Annotated in this window: 17 protein-coding genes; 5 read left to right on the forward strand and 12 right to left on the reverse strand. The window is 42.9% G+C overall.

Translation table 11 applies throughout. The features are described from left to right. Nucleotides 1–16 precede the first annotated feature (16 nt). A complete protein-coding gene (locus VM640_RS03845; RefSeq protein ID WP_325390096.1) occupies nt 17–1300 on the forward strand; it encodes an L-lactate MFS transporter in 1284 nt (427 codons plus the stop codon). 314 nt (nt 1301–1614) lie between these two features. Here VM640_RS03845 and VM640_RS03850 read toward each other — a convergent pair whose 3' ends face one another. Further along, nucleotides 1615–1830 (reverse strand): tautomerase family protein, encoded by a 216-nt coding sequence (locus tag VM640_RS03850; protein ID WP_325390097.1) that lies wholly within the window; start codon nt 1828–1830, stop codon nt 1615–1617. A gap of 283 nt (nt 1831–2113) precedes the next feature. Here VM640_RS03850 and VM640_RS03855 point away from each other — a divergent pair, with 283 nt between their 5' ends. Next, complete coding sequence (locus VM640_RS03855) at nt 2114–2341, forward strand: CooT family nickel-binding protein (RefSeq protein WP_325390098.1); 228 nt, start codon at nt 2114–2116, stop codon at nt 2339–2341. Continuing rightward, a complete protein-coding gene (locus VM640_RS03860; RefSeq protein WP_325390099.1) occupies nt 2322–3113 on the forward strand; it encodes an energy-coupling factor ABC transporter ATP-binding protein in 792 nt (263 codons plus the stop codon). The genes VM640_RS03855 and VM640_RS03860 overlap by 20 nt, the downstream gene beginning before the upstream one ends. On the opposite strand, the gene VM640_RS03865 is transcribed toward VM640_RS03860, so the two are convergent. Continuing rightward, nucleotides 3108–3761, reverse strand: a complete 654-nt coding sequence (locus tag VM640_RS03865) for a type II toxin-antitoxin system RelE/ParE family toxin (protein WP_325390100.1) — start codon at nt 3759–3761, stop codon at nt 3108–3110. The genes VM640_RS03860 and VM640_RS03865 overlap by 6 nt on opposite strands. A 138-nt stretch (nt 3762–3899) precedes the next feature. Here VM640_RS03865 and tsaA point away from each other — a divergent pair, with 138 nt between their 5' ends. Beyond that, nucleotides 3900–4493 (forward strand): tRNA (N6-threonylcarbamoyladenosine(37)-N6)-methyltransferase TrmO, encoded by a 594-nt coding sequence (gene tsaA, locus VM640_RS03870; protein ID WP_325390101.1) that lies wholly within the window; start codon nt 3900–3902, stop codon nt 4491–4493. 64 nt (nt 4494–4557) lie between these two features. Here the strand turns inward: tsaA and VM640_RS03875 are convergent, their stop codons facing one another. Beyond that, nucleotides 4558–5394, reverse strand: coding sequence for a manganese catalase family protein (locus VM640_RS03875; protein ID WP_325390102.1), 837 nt, complete (start codon nt 5392–5394; stop codon nt 4558–4560). A 325-nt stretch (nt 5395–5719) separates the two neighbouring features. Here VM640_RS03875 and VM640_RS03880 point away from each other — a divergent pair, with 325 nt between their 5' ends. Next, complete coding sequence (locus tag VM640_RS03880; protein WP_325390103.1) at nt 5720–7810, forward strand: glutamine synthetase III family protein; 2091 nt, start codon at nt 5720–5722, stop codon at nt 7808–7810. Between the two features lie 144 nt (nt 7811–7954). Here the strand turns inward: VM640_RS03880 and VM640_RS03885 are convergent, their stop codons facing one another. The 9 genes from VM640_RS03885 to VM640_RS03925 all read right to left on the reverse strand — a co-directional run bounded on the left by VM640_RS03885 (nt 7955) and on the right by VM640_RS03925 (nt 16987). Further along, the gene (locus VM640_RS03885; RefSeq protein WP_325390104.1) at nt 7955–8086 is read right to left on the reverse strand and encodes a hypothetical protein; all 132 of its coding nucleotides are present in this window, start codon (nt 8084–8086) and stop codon (nt 7955–7957) included. A gap of 192 nt (nt 8087–8278) precedes the next feature. Then, nucleotides 8279–8437, reverse strand: a complete 159-nt coding sequence (locus tag VM640_RS03890) for a hypothetical protein (RefSeq protein WP_325390105.1) — start codon at nt 8435–8437, stop codon at nt 8279–8281. Nucleotides 8438–9159: 722 nt separating this feature from the next. After that, nucleotides 9160–9876 carry an ABC transporter ATP-binding protein gene (locus VM640_RS03895; RefSeq protein WP_325390106.1) on the reverse strand — a complete coding sequence of 239 codons (717 nt, stop codon included), beginning with the start codon at nt 9874–9876 and terminating at the stop codon, nt 9160–9162. Continuing rightward, nucleotides 9869–10642 carry an ABC transporter ATP-binding protein gene (locus tag VM640_RS03900; protein ID WP_325390107.1) on the reverse strand — a complete coding sequence of 258 codons (774 nt, stop codon included), beginning with the start codon at nt 10640–10642 and terminating at the stop codon, nt 9869–9871. The genes VM640_RS03895 and VM640_RS03900 overlap by 8 nt, the downstream gene beginning before the upstream one ends. Further along, nucleotides 10642–11688, reverse strand: a complete 1047-nt coding sequence (locus tag VM640_RS03905; protein WP_325390108.1) for a branched-chain amino acid ABC transporter permease — start codon at nt 11686–11688, stop codon at nt 10642–10644. The genes VM640_RS03900 and VM640_RS03905 overlap by 1 nt, the downstream gene beginning before the upstream one ends. Before the next feature lie 3 nt (nt 11689–11691). Then, nucleotides 11692–12585, reverse strand: a complete 894-nt coding sequence (locus tag VM640_RS03910; RefSeq protein ID WP_325390109.1) for a branched-chain amino acid ABC transporter permease — start codon at nt 12583–12585, stop codon at nt 11692–11694. Between the two features lie 149 nt (nt 12586–12734). Further along, complete coding sequence (locus VM640_RS03915; protein ID WP_325390110.1) at nt 12735–13925, reverse strand: ABC transporter substrate-binding protein; 1191 nt, start codon at nt 13923–13925, stop codon at nt 12735–12737. Between the two features lie 526 nt (nt 13926–14451). Beyond that, entirely contained in the window at nt 14452–15333 is an 882-nt protein-coding gene (locus tag VM640_RS03920) for an NAD(P)-dependent oxidoreductase (protein ID WP_325390111.1), read from the reverse strand. A 130-nt stretch (nt 15334–15463) separates the two neighbouring features. Continuing rightward, entirely contained in the window at nt 15464–16987 is a 1524-nt protein-coding gene (locus VM640_RS03925; RefSeq protein WP_325390112.1) for a PAS domain S-box protein, read from the reverse strand. Nucleotides 16988–17275: the final 288 nt, after the last annotated feature.

Raw genomic sequence — 17275 nt, forward strand, 5'->3', positions numbered from 1 at the left:
AAAGGAGACCTAGAAAATGAATAGAACAGCGCGTGGATGGTCAGTCACACTGGCTGGAACTGGAATCAATCTCGCCTTAGGCGTACTCTATACCTGGAGCGTTTTCGCGGCAGCTTTGACGGAACAGCTTCATTGGACCAAAATCGCAGCCTCTCTTCCCTACACTGTAGCCTGTGCCATGTTTGCCTTAATGATGGTTCCTGCAGGACGGCTTCAAGATCGCTACGGGCCCCGCTGGATCGCAACACTTGGAGGACTCTTCGTCGGAGTAGGGCTTATTTCAAGCAGTTTTACTCATAGCTTGACCCTCCTGATCCTGACTTTTGGCGTGATCGCCGGAATTGGGATTGGCCTTGGTTACTCTGCTGCCACTCCTGCGGCTGTCAAATGGTTCCCTGCTCAAAAGAAAGGGCTGATATCCGGAATTGTTGTCGCAGGGTTTGGTCTCGCTTCCCTCTATATTGCCCCCATGACTAACAGCTTTATTAAGACTTTTAGTATCGAGGGCGCTTTCCGGATTGAAGGGATTATGTTTCTAATCGCCATCGTAGCCCTCTCGCAAATTCTTGCCGTTCCACTGGCTCCGCCCCAAGTTTCTGCCCAGGCACATACCAAAGTACAAATCCTCACTTCTCCTGGCTCTCCATCAAATCAAGGCACGCCTCCGCTATCTCCTGGTCTTCTGAAAACCGATTATTCCTGGCAACAAATGCTAAGGACTTCTCATTTTTACCTTCTCTGGATCATGTTTGCCTCCGGCGCCACTGCCGGACTGATGATCATCGGTCAACTCTCCAGTATTGCTAAGATTCAGGCCGGAATTTCCTGGGGCTATGCTATGGTCGCACTTCTCGCCATCTTTAACGCCGGAGGGCGAATCCTCGCAGGTTGGCTCTCGGACAAAATTGGTCGGGCCTGGACAATGCGCCTCTTCTTCCTCCTCCAAGCCATCAATATGTTTGCCTTCTCACTTTACCGCACCCCAGAGCTCGTCGCCCTAGGAGCGGCCCTTGCTGGACTCGGTTATGGCTCTCTTCTCTCCCTCTTTCCCTCTGCAATCTATGACTTTTTTGGCACCAAAAATGGCGGAGTTAACTACGGGCTCGTCTTTACCGCTTGGGGTGTCGGAGGAGTCATCGGTCCGCTAATGGCCGGTGCAGTGGTCGACGCTACCAAAAACTATTCAATAGCTTATACGATTGCCGCCTTACTTTGTTTACTCGCAAGTCTCCTGACCTTCTTACTCCGACAACCTACCCTAGAAACAGAGAATCAAAGGCTTCAGTCGAAACCCATCTAGAACTAGAATACAATTGGAAACTTAAAGAAAACCCGGCTTTCGCCGAGCTTTGCGATATAGAAGACTTGGTCAGCGCCAAAGCGGTGGCCTTAGTCGCCTTATCCTGCCGAACTTAACCGCATTCATCGTAGGAAAGCGAAAACCGCTGGTTGCACTTATGCTATCTTCCCCAAACTTATACTTTCTTACGAAAATGGACTACATTTTCATACCTCCCTGTGAATCGGCAGGTTCATGGAAGTTTCTGTTAGTAAAATAAAAGACCGGGGCTAAATCGTCCCCAGTCTCCATCGGCTCCGGTTAACTTAAATGCTTCAGTCTTTAATCTCTTTAACTTTATCCCAATAAGGACTCTCAGTTAGGACGTCTCCACCAATTCCCATGTTGCTAAATTCATGTTCGTCCAAAACGACTGTAATTGATGGCATCGGGAGACCCGTTGCCATCGAAGCGGCTTGGCTCATACCATGAATTAAGCTTCTTTTCTGATCAATGCTTAATGTAGGTCCATCAAAATGAATCATTGGCATAATAGGCACCTCCAAAAAACGTTTATGTCGACTCTATTAAATTTCCCCATTCTGAAAAAAATCATGTAGAATTCTTCAGAAAGCTAAAAATCTATCTGAAAAATCCATAAACTTCATTAAATATCCCAGAAGTGTTGCAGGAAACAGACAAGAAATGAAGAATAAGATATCAACAGCATAAAGGAATTAAGGCCATGGAGGTCTCCTTCCATTTTACGGGAATGGAAATCTCTATGGTCTTTTTTAATTTCAAAGATAAATAAAATAAATGGAGGATTGCGGTATGTGTGAAGCCAATGTGTATCTGAAAGAAGGAGAAAACGAAGTCTTGTTCATGGAAGCTGTGGATATCATTGAGCCTTATGAAGATGGACTTAAACTTATTGATATTTTTGGTAAACAAAAATTTCTCTGGGCACGTATTAAGAACATGACACTTCTCAATCACCGCATTCTTTTGGAACAAACCCCAATCTCTAAGGAGGCTACCCATGCAAGCTCCGATTCTTGAACTTAATCATCTTTCCTATGCTTATGTTCAAGATAAGAATGTACTTTCGAACATTTCGTTAAACTTCTTCGCTGGGGAAAGCGTCGTCATCCTTGGTGCTAACGGGTGTGGAAAATCCACCCTGCTCAAGATCCTGAGTGGCTTGCTTCATCCAACGTCCGGTACCATCACTGCGTTTGGTAGGGAAGTCACCGAAAAATCTTTACTGGAACGAAGCTTTCTCTCTGAGTTTAGACAACGAATAGGATTTATCTTTCAGAATTCAGATGCTCAGCTCTTTTCAACCACAGTTCGTGATGAATTATCCTTCGCCCCGCTCCAAGCTGGACTCTCGCCCCAGGTCATTTCTGAACGTGTTCAGGATATCGCTGAGCTTTTGGGTATTTCCCACTTACTAAATCGCCCACCCTACCATTTAAGCGGAGGAGAAAAGAAGAAGGTCGCGCTAGCCAGCGTTCTTTCCGTCAATCCTGACATTCTTTTTCTCGATGAGCCGACCAATGGGCTCGATCCCCGAACTCAATATTGGTTGGTAGAATTTCTGAGTACCCTTCATTCGAAAGGTAAAACGATTATTACAGCGACCCATGATCTCTCCATTGTGGAAGATATTGCCGAACGTGTGATTATCTTTCGCGAAGACCATACGATTGCGGCTGATGGTTCTTGTCTACCCCTGCTGTCAGATCGTCAGTTGCTCCTGGATGTTAATCTTATTCATGCCCGTTCCCATTTTCATGTGGGAGGTGCGCGACAGCATGGAGGGTTATGACATACCCAGTAGATAATGGTAAAGCTCTTGCCGTTCCCCTACACTAATGACTCCAATTATTTTCTCTTCTTCAAAAACCGTATAGATCACTCGGTATTTTTTGTTAAACTCCCCGTCTAAGGAGATTCGGTATGTTTCATAAAAAGGTCCCTTAAGGCGTTTATAATTTAATGGATCTTTTTCTAATGCTTGAAATACCTTTATTATTTCCTCGTTCACTCGTTGGGGGAGTTTATGAATGTCACGTTCAGAACGGAAGGATAAAAAAACACGATAGGGGCCTTGAGTATCATTTGCTAAAAGGCCCAGGAGTTTTTGCCATTGTATTGCTTCCCCTTTTTGGTTTGCCCTTCTCGCCTCTTCGGAAAGTCGGTCGAGTACCGTACTTAATTGGACTTTTCGATGTAAAAACTTCTCCTGTAATTGATCTCCGGTACAACCCTCGCAATGAAGGTCTTGTAAAATCAAATCTTCAAAGAAATCAGAAAGAGGACCAACTGAACGTTCTGCGCTCCTAACCCTAACCTTACCCTCAAGATCAACTGTAAGTGCTAATAGATCACCTGGTACTAAGCCTAATACTTCTCTTAGTTCTTCCGGCAAAATGACTTCTCCGTTTGCCCCTACACTTACGCGATATGTATCCATAGTTTTTTCCCTCCTTTACTTCATTATAGCTTACATTTCTTCCTTCGGAATGTCGTTCAGCCATGTTATCCGACCATTTGGCTTATTATTCTGAAAGGCATTATTCGGAACGTGAAAAATGAAAGGCAGGTATTTTCCGTGAAAATTCAATTTCAAGCCATTGGCACTATCCATTCTCCGTATCTTCCCGCCCTTCCAACCCCTCACCAACCCCAAAAGGATGCCCCCGGTGAATTTTGGATCACCCTAAATCCGGAATTTCAAGAAGGGCTTGATAAGCTTTCAACCTATCGTTATCTTTATGTCCTTTACTATTTAGATCAAACCCAACCTAGCTCTGAGCTTCATATTCATCCCTCTTGGGCACCCGAGATCGAAGTCGGCGTCTTCGCCAGCCGCTCACCCGTTCGTCCCAACCCAATTGGCGTAAGCATCGTCGAGTTAAAGGGAATTGAAGGTAATGAAGTACTGATTTCTGGAATTGATGTTTATAATGGCACCCCATTACTTGATCTTAAGCCTTACATCCGTACACTTGATCTAAAATCGGATGCCAATGATGGCTGGTTCGATGAACTTCAAGACAAAGATCACTTAGTTGCGCATATGTTAGGGCTTCATCATGATCATAAGCACGGGCAACATGTTCATATTTCTTCATCTCCCAAGCTTTCACGAAGCCTGCGTACTACTCCGAAGAGAGATCCTCACGAGCACAAGTCAAAGGAATAAAACTCTCCTCTAAAAAGTCAAACTCCGCATCACTAATCAATTTAGCTGATGCGGAGTTGTTTTATTAATGCATTGGCGGGGAAGACTGGGGCTTTGATGGAGCGGGATCAGGGGACTGAGGTTGATCATATTGAGGATTGTTGCGGGTATGATCATTATACCCTGGCCCTACCTCCCCCTGACTATCAGGTCCACGATCCTTACCATATTGTGCAGGGCCACCAAATTTTTCATTTGGATTTTCTTCATATTGAATTCCATTCCCCTGATTCCATGGACCCCGGGCATCCCCCATACCTGTCGACAAGTTCATATACTTCTTCGAAAACTCGGAATCGCGGAAGTCCTTATTCACGCCAGTACCTTCCAAAGTTTTAATCGCTTGCATGAAGGAGAAGTTATGAGACTCTTCCCGACTAAGGAGGAAGCGAACCATATCTTTGACTCCCGTATCATCTGTTTGTTGAAGCAACCGTTCGTAAATCAATTTTGCTCTAAGTTCTGCCGTGGAATCTGAAGACAGGTCTGTATAGAGATCCCCAGTTGATTCAATATACGCACCTGTCCAAGGGATGCCCATCGAATTCATTAAGGGAGGCCCCCCTGCCAATAGTGCCATATGAATTGCTGGAAAATCACGAGAGATATTATCCGTTGGGCCGAGAAGCATTGAAATGGCTTCGCCAACCATCTCTAAGTGACTCATTTCTTCCGCAGCAATATCTTGGAGCATATCTCGAATTTTGTCATCGTTACAAGCAACACTTTGCGTCATATATTGCATCGACGCTTTTAGCTCGCCATGCGGGCCACCAAATTGCTCGAGCAATAGATTCGCAAATCTCGGGTCAGGCCGATCGACATGAACGGTATACTCCATATCTTTGATATGTTTGAACAAAGCCAAAACCTCCTTTTTTCAGATAGGACAGCCAAAATTATTATCCACAAAAAAAGAGAAAACTATACTTGAACGATATCCAAGTCTTCAAGAAGCAGCTAAACTCGCAAATCACTTAGAATTAAAAGAGAAACTATTCAACAGTAATCCTGTATACATTCTTATTTGCCTTGATATTCGTTGAAAAATATGCTACTTTAATGTTAACAATGATTAGGGCAAAGGCGCTCTTAAAAGGACTTCTCGTAACTGAGAAATTCTTATAAGGGTGTCTTTTTCTGTTCTTATAGAAAAGACTAAAAATTACAAAAGGAAGGGATAAAAAATGGATATTTTCGGAGCCAATGTTTTTAACAACACAGTAATGAAAGAACGCTTACCAAAAAACACGTACAAAGCATTAAGAAAAACAATCGATGAAGGAACTCATTTAGACCTAGAAGTTGCTGATGTCGTCGCCAATGCGATGAAGGATTGGGCCCTTGAGAAAGGGGCTACCCACTTCACGCACTGGTTCCAACCGATGACCGGGGTCACAGCAGAAAAGCATGATGCATTTATTTCCCCAACGGCTGATGGTAATGTCATTATGGAGTTTTCAGGAAAAGAGCTTGTTAAAGGTGAGCCTGATGCCTCTTCCTTCCCGAATGGTGGAATCCGTTCAACTTTCGAAGCACGAGGTTATACCGCCTGGGATTGTACTTCTCCCGCCTTCTTACATGAAGATGCTGGAGTCGTCACTCTTTGTATTCCGACTGCCTTCTGTTCCTACACCGGCGAAGCCCTCGACAAAAAAACGCCCTTATTGCGTTCTATGGAGGCTCTCAACAAACAAGCGCTGCGCATCTTACGGCTTTTTGGCAACACTGAGAGTAAACGTGTCATCGCAACTGTTGGACCAGAGCAAGAGTACTTTTTGATTGATAAAAAATTTTATCTACAGAGAACGGATTTAATACTCACGGGACGTACCCTTTTCGGCGCAATGCCTCCTAAGGGACAAGAGATGGAAGATCATTATTTTGGGAGTATCAACGAACGGGTTACAGCCTACATGCAAGACGTCAATGTTGAGTTATGGAAACTGGGAATTCCAGCAAAAACGCAACATAAAGAAGTAGCACCCGGCCAGTATGAGCTTGCCCCGATTTTTGAATCAACGAATATCGCTACTGATCATAATCAGCAGGTTATGGAGACTCTGCAGAGAGTTGCTACTCGTCATGATTTAGTTTGTTTACTCCATGAAAAACCATTTGCCGGAGTCAATGGCTCAGGCAAACATAATAACTGGTCGATGAGCACCGATGATGGCGTTAATCTTTTAGAGCCTGGCCGCACCCCTCATCAAAATGCCCAGTTTCTGACCTTCCTCTGTTCAGTAATCAAAGCAGTTGATGAACATGCTGACTTGCTTAGACTTTCTGCCTCCAACACAGGGAATGACCACCGTCTCGGAGCGAATGAAGCTCCTCCAGCCATTATCTCCATTTTCTTGGGTAACCAACTCTCCGATATTATGAAGCAACTGCAAAATGGGGGTCCTAAAAGTTCGATTCAAGGCGGACAGCTCGAAATTGGAGTCAGTACCCTGCCCTCGCTTCCCAAAGACTCAACAGACCGCAACCGTACTTCGCCCTTTGCCTTTACCGGTAACAAATTCGAATTTCGGATGGTTCCATCTTCTCTCTCTATATCCGGTCCAAATGTAGTCTTAAATTTGATTGTCGCTGAAACGCTGTCCCTGATTGCGGATCGTTTAGAGAAAGCCGAAGACTTCCAAACCGAATTACGGACACTTTTAAAGGAAATTGCCACTAACCACTCTCGAGTTCTCTTCGATGGCAACGGTTATTCGGAGGAATGGGTGGAAGAAGCCGAACGCCGTGGTTTACCCCATTTCCGTTCTACAGTTGAAGCCGTTCCTACCCTACTTCTTGAAAAAAATGTTAAGATCTATGAAAAGCACGGGGTTTTGGATCGTACAGAATTACATTCTCGTTATGAAATCTACCTTGAGCAATATTCAAAATCGATCAATATTGAAGCACTGACCATGCTCGATATGGCTCAAAGACAGATTCTGCCAGTCTCGATTAAATATGTAACCTCTTTAGCTAAATCAATCAATACCGTGAAAACGGCTTACGCCGAAGCGGAGGTTTCTGCTCAGACAGAGCTTCTCAAAGATACGTCTTCCCTTCTGGTTGCTCTTAAGCAAAAAATCACCGACTTAAAAAGCGTTACAGCTGAGGCTAAGAATTTAATAGATGCTTATAAGCAAGCGGCATACTATCGTGATAGCGTCTTCACAACGATGGGAGAACTCCGCCAAGTCGCTGATCAGTTAGAAGAAATTGTGGATGCCGAACTTTGGCCTTTCCCCACGTATTCGGAAATGCTGTTTAAACTATAAAATAAAAGGTTATTCAGAATATGATATGTAATTCAGAGGTAATTCGGGAGGTAATTCGGAATATGTAAAGTGTACCCTATAGAGTAGACAATAAAGAGTCTATTCTATAGGGTACTTTTGTTATGATTGAATAACGGTCCATTTTCAGAACTTCTCAACATGCTCATTTATCTCTTTGGGTTCATCTTCTTTATCCTTGTTGCTAGGGATTGGGTCTTTATCACCCAGTGGATAAACAGTTGATCCCATGATGTTCATTAATGGTTTTCTTTTCATCAAGGCCACTCTCCTTAAAATCGATAATGGTTCTATTTTTACCTCTTTTGGCCGTAATATGTAGCAGAAGCTTAATGTTGAAACTTTCGTCTAAAAAGTAAGGCCATAGTTGCTAGATAAAAGCTAATAATAGCACTGAAAAATGCCCGAAAAATAAATTCTCGGGCATTTTATTTTAGAGAAAATCAAATTTTACTGCTGTGGAACAGGATCTGTAACAACAACTTGTCCCTCATAAGAAGCTAAGACTTTGCTATCTTTCGCATCACTTGTTACCGTCAAAACTTCCAGTTTGTAGCCGTAAGTGCCCGCTTTTGCGAACGCCACTTTGAAGTCTGGTCGCTGCCGCAAAACTTGAATTTCAATTATTGGTAACATATTCCATCATGATTGAATATTGTGCATTAGAACTTTTCCTAAAATAAGGAGGGAATACCAATGCTACCCATTTCGGCTTATTCCCGCTCGAATACAGTTCTTTTCCCACAAACACGGAATTTCACGCCCTATTCAAGACCACCTTTGAAACCTGCATCTCCTTCAACCCCGCTGGTACCTTCAGCTCCTTTGACCTCTCCAAAGTCTTCCGATTCACTTTACCCATTAACTAACCCCAGCGTTCCAGCTCCTCTACCACCCCATTCAACCATTCCCACTTCCTTAAGAACTTTATCTGGATCCTCGCCAAAAGCTGAACCCTCTTCGGTCCTTCAGTCATCGACCCTACCCACTAAAGCCCCACTCTCCCCGACAAGCTCAAGCTCATTAAAAAAGCAAGGTTTTCTCCTCTTACGCGAAGTCGGCCCCGCTCTGATGAAGGAATTCGGTCCCCCTATTGCTCGCCGTATCGGACCTCCACTGGTTCGTCGACTGGGTCCTCCCTTAGTCCAAAACATTGGACTTCCTTTAGCAAAAAGAGTAGGGTTACCCATAGCTCGAAAAGTTGCGCTCCCCCTGGTTAAAAGACTAGGCAGCTTTTTACTACACCGAATCGGATTTTGATCCTCCATTGGGGGCTCATTAGTAAAAGCCCGACCTCATTGAAAAGAGGTCGGGCTTAACTATATCAGCTCTTACTTTTTTACCTGTTCACCCAAATATGCCTTGCGGATTTCCTCATTAGCCAAAAGTTCTCGACCAGTTCCCTTCATTGTAATCAGGCCCGTCTCCATAACATAACCCACATCGGCAATTTTCAGGGCTGCATTCGCATTCTGTTCAATGAGTAGTATCGTTACCCCTAACTTGTGAATCTCCTGAATAATATTAAAGATATCTTTAACTATCAACGGAGCGAGCCCGAGGGAAGGCTCATCCATCATCAAGAGTTTAGGCCTTGACATCAAGGCTCTCCCGACAGCCAACATTTGTTGCTCTCCACCGGATAACGTTCCGGCAAGCTGCCATTCCCGTTCTTTTAATTTGGGGAAAAGGCTGTACACCCATTCTGCATCTTTTTTGATTTCCTTATCATCTTTTCGGGTATAGGCACCAATTTTGAGATTTTCTAAGACCGTCAAATCCGGAAAAATTCTCCGGCCTTCGGGAACTAGAGTGATTCCGTTTTTGACGATATTATGGCTGTTTACTGTTAATAGATTTTTACCTTGGTAGGTAATTGAACCGCTTTTCGGCTTAACCAGTCCGACTATTGAACGCAGCATCGTACTCTTGCCAGCGCCATTTGCCCCAACAAGGGTGACAATTTTTCCCTCTTCAACGTCAATATTGATTCCTTTTAAGGCTTCAATCCCTCCATAGGCCACCACAAGATTTTCAATTTTAAGCATCTTCTTCAGCCACCCCCAAATACGCCTCGATTACCTTTTGGTCATTCTGGATCTCATAAGGGTTTCCTTCAGCTATCGTTACCCCATGATCAAAGACGTAAATCCGATCGGATATGCCCATGACGACCTGCATATGATGCTCAATCATAAAGATAGTTAAGTTAAATTCATGTCCAATTTTCTTGATGAACTGTGTTAAATCCTCAGTCTCTTTTGGATTCATACCTGCAGCAGGTTCATCTAGGAGAAGGATCTGGGGTTTAGTTGCTAAGGCTCGTGCAATTTCCAACCTTCTCTGTTTTCCATAGGGAAGAGAACTTGATTTTTCATCGCGCAGGTCAGCAAGCCCCACCTTTTCTAGGAGGTTCAGGGAAGTTTCTCGCATTTCTCGCTCCTCCCGACGGTAACGGGGAAGTCTAAAAGTCGCTTCGAGGAAATTCGATTTTAAGTGCAAATGATTAGCGATAAGAACGTTTTCGAATACGCTCAAGTCTTTGAACAAGCGAATGTTTTGAAAGGTCCGGGCAATTCCAAGAGCTGTAATTTGATCAGGGCGTAATCCCGTAATATTTTTCCCGTTATAATCAATCTCCCCTTGGGTTGGACGATAGACTCCAGTTATCATATTAAAAGCGGTCGTTTTGCCTGCTCCATTCGGTCCGATCAAAGCAACAATCTCACCCTGGTTTAAGGACAGATTAAAATCTTTAACCGCTGTCAAACCACCAAATTGCATTGTGATATGATCTGCCTTTAATAGCTCCACTAACTCCTACCTCCTTTAGCGAGGGGTTTTTGTGACCGGTTCAAGAGTTTATTCCAAGTAAACTCTTTCGTCCCCATCAGCCCTTGCGTAAAGAAGAGGACAACAATCATCAATAAAGCGGAGAAAACAACCATCCTCAAGCCGGTGATGCCTGGGATTGTCAAACTTCCGATTGTCATTCCATCATCCAAGAAGCGTAAGACTTCCGTTGCAATCGTAATTATAAATGCTGAAATAATGGAACCAGTTATACTTCCCATCCCGCCGAGAATAATCATTAAGAGGAGATTATAGGTCAAGAAAAAGCGGAACATATTAGGATCGATCGTTCCCAACAGGTTCCCTAGCAGTCCACCGCCAATTCCTGCAAAAAAAGCCCCAACCATGAAGGAAAGCATCTTATGTTTAAAGAGGTTAATTCCCATGCTTTGAGCGGCGGTTTCATCCTCACGAATTGCTTTCAGCGCACGTCCATAACTACTGTTGATTAAGAAGGCAATAAAAATTACTGTAAAAGCTGCAAAGCCAAAGGTCCACCAAAGATTCGACGTATTAGGAATACTCTTCAAACCTAAAGCACCATTCGTTATAGTTTGCGTATTCGTGAAAATAACCCGAATTATTTCGCCAAAACCCAAAGTGGCAATGGCAAGATAGTCCCCTTTGAGCCGTAATACAGGAGCCCCGATTAAGAAAGCTACAAAGGCCGCAAGCAACCCTCCAACAAAGAGTGCGGGGAGAAACGGCAGATTTAGCGTTTCTAGTGGCTTCGCGATTGGAACCATAAAGAAGTTCTGTAATTTAACCGCTTGCGGCATTGTTAATATTGCCGTAGTATAGGCACCAACTGCCATAAATCCAGCATGTCCCAACGAAAACAATCCTGTAAAGCCGTTAATCAAGTTCATACTCACTGCAAGTATCACATAAATCGCGCATAAGTTTAAGATCCGAACTTTATAGGAATCCAAATTTTGATCAATAAAATAAATAGCTATCGCTAAAATCGCAAGCGAGATCAGTGTCAAAATCGTATTTCTTTTCATGTATCACACCTTCTCCGCGATTTTTTCACCGATAATGCCTGTTGGTTTAATGAGTAATATTACAATGAGTAATACAAAAGCAAAAGCATCTCTGTAACCGCTTAAAGAGGGTAAGAAAGCAATCAACATAATCTCGGTGATGCCCAAGAGGAAACCTCCGATAACGGCTCCTTTAACATTGCCAATTCCACCAATTACGGCAGCGATGAAGGCCTTAAGTCCAGGCATAACTCCCATTAGGGGTTGAATGCTGGGAAATTTCATTCCCCACATGATTCCGCCTACTGCCGCTAACAAAGAGCCTATGACAAAGACGAGCGTGATAATCCGATTTACATTGACTCCCATGATACTGGCTGTTTCATGATCCTTGGCAACAGCCCGCATAGCTATTCCGCTTTTAGTATGGTTAATTAGATAGAGAAGGAAAAATAAAAAGATCAACGTAACAACAGGGATAAAGAAGGTCAGTTTTTGAATCGCAACTCCGTGGATCGTTACCATATCCGTAAAAATTTTGGGGGTAGGGAAAGACTTCGGACGCCCGCCGAAAAGTACAGTTGCAAGATTTTCGAGGAGATACGAGGCGCCAATCGCCGAAATCAAGAGAGAAATTTTGGGCGCATTCCGCAGAGGTCGATAGGCACCGGCTTCCAAGAAATATCCCAAAATTCCAGTTAAAATAATCGCTAGGAGAAAAGAGATGTACCAAGGAAGAGCAAAAATAGCAATTCCATAGAAAGCGAAATACGTGGCCATCATGAAAACATCACCATGTGCGAAGTTAATCAGCCTTAGAATCCCATAAACCAGAGTATAGCCGATGGCAATCAAAGCATAGAGGCTACCCAGAGATATTCCATTCGCCAAATGCTGAAAAAACGTTGCTAAGCTCATAACATCACCTCAAAAATTTCCAATTTATTTTTCTCTGTTTTGCCACACCCAGAGCAAGATACGCTTCCTAAGAAAGGAAGCGTATCTTGTCCCTGTACATTATTTCGTACAGATCCTTTACTCCAGAGGTAATTTCCATTACTTCTTCTTTACTTCGCGCCAACAATATCCATGAAGACGAATTTACCATTTTTCACTTGCTTAATGACTGCATCTTTCACAGCATTCCGGTTCTCATCTAAAGTGATAACTCCGGCTGCGCCCTGGAAGTCTTTTGTCTTCGCCAATTGATCTCTCACTTTGACGGAATCAGCAGCACCTGCTTTTTCGATCGCATCACGGATTAAGATATAGGAATCATAGGCTAAAGCAGTAGCGGCTGCAGGTTCTTTATCCGGATATGCCTTCTTATATTCAGCGAGGAATTTCTCAGATTCCTTGGTCATTGGCTTTTCAGTCGTAAAGAAGGTTGAGAAGATAGCACCCTCAACTGCATTTCCACCGATCTGCAAAAATTCGTTCACTTCCCAAGTATCTCCACCAATAATGGGAACCGTTATCCCCAACTGACGGGCTTGTTTCATGAGCAGTGCGGATTCAGTGAAGTTCCCCGGTGCGAAGATGACATCCGGGTTTTGCGCTTTAACATTCGTCAACTGCGCAGTGAAGTCTTGGTCGCCGGTATTGTAGTTGGAAAGAGATAAAATTGATTTTTGATCTCCGGTTAATTGTTTAAAGGAATCCGAGAAAAACTTCGCCAGACCTACAGAATAATCATTGGATACTTCTTGAATAACCGCGACTTTCTTGGCATTCAATTTACTATAAGCATAATTAGCCATCACTTGCCCTTGGAAGGGGTCAATAAAACACACCCGGAAAAAGTATTCATTATTTTGGGTAACTAATGGATTCGTGGCCGAAGGAGCAACTGTAGGAACTTTTGCCTTTTTAACGACATCCCCAGCCGGCAAACACATTGAGCTACTATAGCTGCCGATGATCGCCGTCACTTTTTCTTTGTCAACTAAGCGTGAAGCTGCATTTGCCGACTCAACCTTATCAGACTTGTTATCAACAGTGACTAGCTCAATTTTTTTACCAAGGACTTCTGGATAGAGTTTATTTGCAAGCTTAATACCTTCAAGTTCGATGGCTCCACCTGCTGCATATGAACCCGTCATCGGTTCTAAAACTCCGATCTTGATCGTGTCCCCACTTGAACCGGATGATCCGCTCGAACTACTGCTGCTTGCTGGGGCAGCAGCGCTTCCACAACCGGAAAGCAATAAAGAAGTTGTTAAGATTCCAGATATTAGGATCGACGCCTTCTTTTTCAATTGAGTTACCCCTTTCTGACTTCTCTCTTTATTCTGTTTAATGCCTTGTAGCATAAACAACTTCCCCAAGTATCCAAAAAATCTATCTGCAAAGCTAGTAAGCAAATATTCCTAATTGTATAAATATAGCGACTATTCAGATATATTAAATTATATACTCTCTTCGAGAAATTGCCAAGATAAATCTTTGCTTCTTGATCACTCGCGTATTTAGAGCTGAAGCTATAAAGAAAACTTGGCTTTCGCCGAGCTTGCGAAAGCGAAAACCGCTGGTTGCACTTATGCTATCTGCCCAAAACTTATACTTTCTTACGAAAATGGACTACATTTTCATACCTCCCTGTGAATCGGCAGGTTCATGGAAGTTTCTGTTAGTATAAATATAAACCGCCGTAGAATCATCTGAAAACAGATGATTCTACGACGGCGTCATTGCCTCTCTGTTTAATTCATTTTACAAGCAGCACACAAATTTGTCTATCGTTTTAGGAAAATAACACTGTATACTTAACGAACTCTCACTTAATCAAAGGTTATAAAGTTTAATCAAAACTTGAGTCCCGCTATTTTCTTCCCCTTCAGTTGCAAGTTTTTCATAGAGAGATTTGGCCAACTCCAGCCCTGGGGTCTTGAGACCCATCTCCTGTGCTGAATCTAAGGCAATCTTGATATCTTTAATGATGTGTTTGACATAGAACCCTGGAGCGAAATCCCCCGCAATCATCCGGGGGCCAAGATTAGAAAGAGACCAACTGCCTGCTGCTCCTCCACCGATGCTTTCAAGAACTCGGCTTGGGTCGAGACCCGCTTTTTGAGCATAAGCCATTGCTTCCGAAACGCCAATCATGTTCGAAGCAATTGTAATTTGGTTACACATCTTGGTATATTGACCAGACCCTGCAGGCCCTTGGCGAATAATATTTTGACCCATCACTTCAAAAACAGGTTTAACCGCGTTAAAAGCTTCCGCTTCCCCGCCGACCATGATCACGAGCTTAGCATCTCTTGCTCCAATATCTCCACCAGAAACAGGAGCATCTAAGACAAGAAGTCCTTTTTTCTTACCTTCCTCGGTAAGCTTCTTCGCTAACAAAGGGCTGGAAGTGGTCATATCGACTAAATAACTTCCGGTCTTGGCATGAGCGAGTAAACCGTCTTTGCCAAGATAAACTTCTTCGACGTCCTTAGGATAACCCACCATGCTAATCACAAGTTGGCTTGCTTCAGCAAGTTCGGCCACCGTATCTTGCCAATTTGCACCAAGTTCAACGAGTTCTCGGGCACTTGCTTTCGTCCGATTGTAGACATTCAGCCGATAGCCTGCTTTTAGCAAGTTTTTCGCCATGCTTCTACCCATAACTCCAGTTCCCACAAAACCAATCACAGTGTCTTTAGGAGATAACACCATTTTCTTCACTTCCTTATCTCATTATGACTCATTCATTCACCTATGATACCTTCTTATAAATTGGACAGCGGAATACAAAATTCCTTCCTTACTCACGATTGTTTCTCGATTAAGCCTGTTTTTCTGTTCATTAAGGTTTATTAAATCGAAGGATTACTTGAGTCCCTGCAGGTGAGGAATAGATATCTATTTTTCCTTTGTGTCGGTTAATGATTTTCTTACAGATCATTATACCTAATCCGGTTCCTTGTTCCTTGGTTGTAAAAAAAGGTGTTCCTACTTTATCCATGAGTTCTTGAGGAATACCGCTGCCCTCATCCTCTACCTCGAAAACTACACTCTCTTTTTCTGTATAGGTCTTAAGGTAAAGTGAACTTCCTGGATTCATTGCTTCCAAGCTGTTTCGTACTAAATTTAGGATGACCTGACGCATCTCTTGATCATCCAGATAGATATCAGGAACCGCTTGAAGATCGAACTTGACCCATTTATTTTGACCGGCAGCATCCGCTTCAATTAGAGGAAACATTTTTTTTATGATTGAATTAAGATTTTGTAACTGAAGTGTTGGTATCTTATTCGTACCGATTACAAGAAATTCAGATAAGATTTGATTCGCGCGATCCATTTCTTCAATCATTAGCTCAAAATATTCCTTATAAGGACTACAATCCTCTTTTTCGCCCAACTTTTGTAAAAAGCCTCGGACAGTGGCCAGCGGATTCCGCACTTCGTGACCTATGCCAAGCGCCGTCACATTAATCAAATTTACCCGTTCAATACGCGACATTTCCAATTCCATTTGTCGGCGTTCTGTGATATCACGAGCAATGATCGAAATACCTGTTGTTTTGCCTGCTTCTTGAATCCGCGAGATTGTAAGCGAGACATTGATGGAGTGGCCATCCTTGCACATCCATAGGGTTTCAAAGCGATCCGAATTATCACCCTGAACAACCCGATTTAGGTTTTTCTGAACCTCATGCGTTAAATTCTTGGGAATAAACAGGAAGACCGAGTTTCCTAAGATTTCTTCTCTAGAATACCCATACAACTTCTCCGCAGCCTTATTCCAGCTTGAAATATTCCCATCCAAATCTAATCCGATAACTGCAACCTCCGTAGACTCTACAATCGCCGCAAGACGGGATAACTGTTCTTCATTTTTGATTCGTGCTCGAACTTCATCTTTTAGTTTTTGATTTGCCTTTTCAAGTTCATCGGTTCGCAACTTAACCATTTCTTCAAGGTGATTCTGATAACGTTTGAGTTCGCTTTCAACCCTTTTTCGTTCTGAAATATCGCGAATAGTATTCAACCCGATCTTTTGGTTCTTATAAACGATCTCCTTGCAATTACATTCGACATAAATACGTTTCCCATCCGAACGGCGATGGATTGCCGTAAACGAAATACCCTTCGGGGCCTTAAGAAAGATATCCTGTAAAGTGAGCTCCTCCATACCCTCGTCACCATTGGGACAAAGTTCAATAATTTTCATACTCTTAAACTTTCCAATATTATACCCATACATTAATTCAGCAGCAGGATTAGCATCGATTATTTCGCCATTTCGGTTCGCTAATAGAATTGCATCCTGGGTTTTCTCGAAAATAAGCTGATAAAAACCAGCCAAATACTCACCCGCATCCAAATACTTTCTCTCCCATCTTCTCTACAAACACTATTTAGCTTGTTCTTGATATTCCGCCAAATTCCTTCTTAAACTCTTAAAATTCTTCACTATTTTACATTTTTCTTCCTTAATTCTCAGTGAGGGATCAAAAAAAAGTAATCTCTAGAGATAATATTTATCTGAGATGTTGCCTTAACGAATTTCCGCTGGGAGAAAAATAAATTTTAAACTGTGATCTGAATCATTTGGCTCGCCTCTTTAATCCTTTATAATATAACCATCAAAGGAGCTAAGTGCTCTAAGGAG

The sequence above is a fragment of the Desulfitobacterium sp. genome, from assembly GCF_035539115.1.
GTDB lineage: Bacteria > Bacillota > Desulfitobacteriia > Desulfitobacteriales > Desulfitobacteriaceae > Desulfitobacterium_A.

Excerpts from the sequence above, each read along its gene's own strand:
- VM640_RS03855 (WP_325390098.1), top strand. The coding sequence starts at position 2,114 with ATGTGTGAAGCCAATGTGTATCTGAAAGAAGGAGAAAACGAAGTCTTG.
- VM640_RS03905 (WP_325390108.1), bottom strand. The coding sequence starts at position 11,688 with ATGAAAAGAAATACGATTTTGACACTGATCTCGCTTGCGATTTTAGCG.
- VM640_RS03865 (WP_325390100.1), bottom strand. The coding sequence starts at position 3,761 with ATGGATACATATCGCGTAAGTGTAGGGGCAAACGGAGAAGTCATTTTG.
- VM640_RS03895 (WP_325390106.1), bottom strand. The coding sequence starts at position 9,876 with ATGCTTAAAATTGAAAATCTTGTGGTGGCCTATGGAGGGATTGAAGCC.
- VM640_RS03910 (WP_325390109.1), bottom strand. The coding sequence starts at position 12,585 with ATGAGCTTAGCAACGTTTTTTCAGCATTTGGCGAATGGAATATCTCTG.
- VM640_RS03860 (WP_325390099.1), top strand. The coding sequence starts at position 2,322 with ATGCAAGCTCCGATTCTTGAACTTAATCATCTTTCCTATGCTTATGTT.
- VM640_RS03880 (WP_325390103.1), top strand. The coding sequence starts at position 5,720 with ATGGATATTTTCGGAGCCAATGTTTTTAACAACACAGTAATGAAAGAA.
- VM640_RS03850 (WP_325390097.1), bottom strand. The coding sequence starts at position 1,830 with ATGCCAATGATTCATTTTGATGGACCTACATTAAGCATTGATCAGAAA.
- VM640_RS03845 (WP_325390096.1), top strand. The coding sequence starts at position 17 with ATGAATAGAACAGCGCGTGGATGGTCAGTCACACTGGCTGGAACTGGA.
- VM640_RS03885 (WP_325390104.1), bottom strand. The coding sequence starts at position 8,086 with ATGAAAAGAAAACCATTAATGAACATCATGGGATCAACTGTTTATCCA.
- VM640_RS03920 (WP_325390111.1), bottom strand. The coding sequence starts at position 15,333 with ATGGTGTTATCTCCTAAAGACACTGTGATTGGTTTTGTGGGAACTGGA.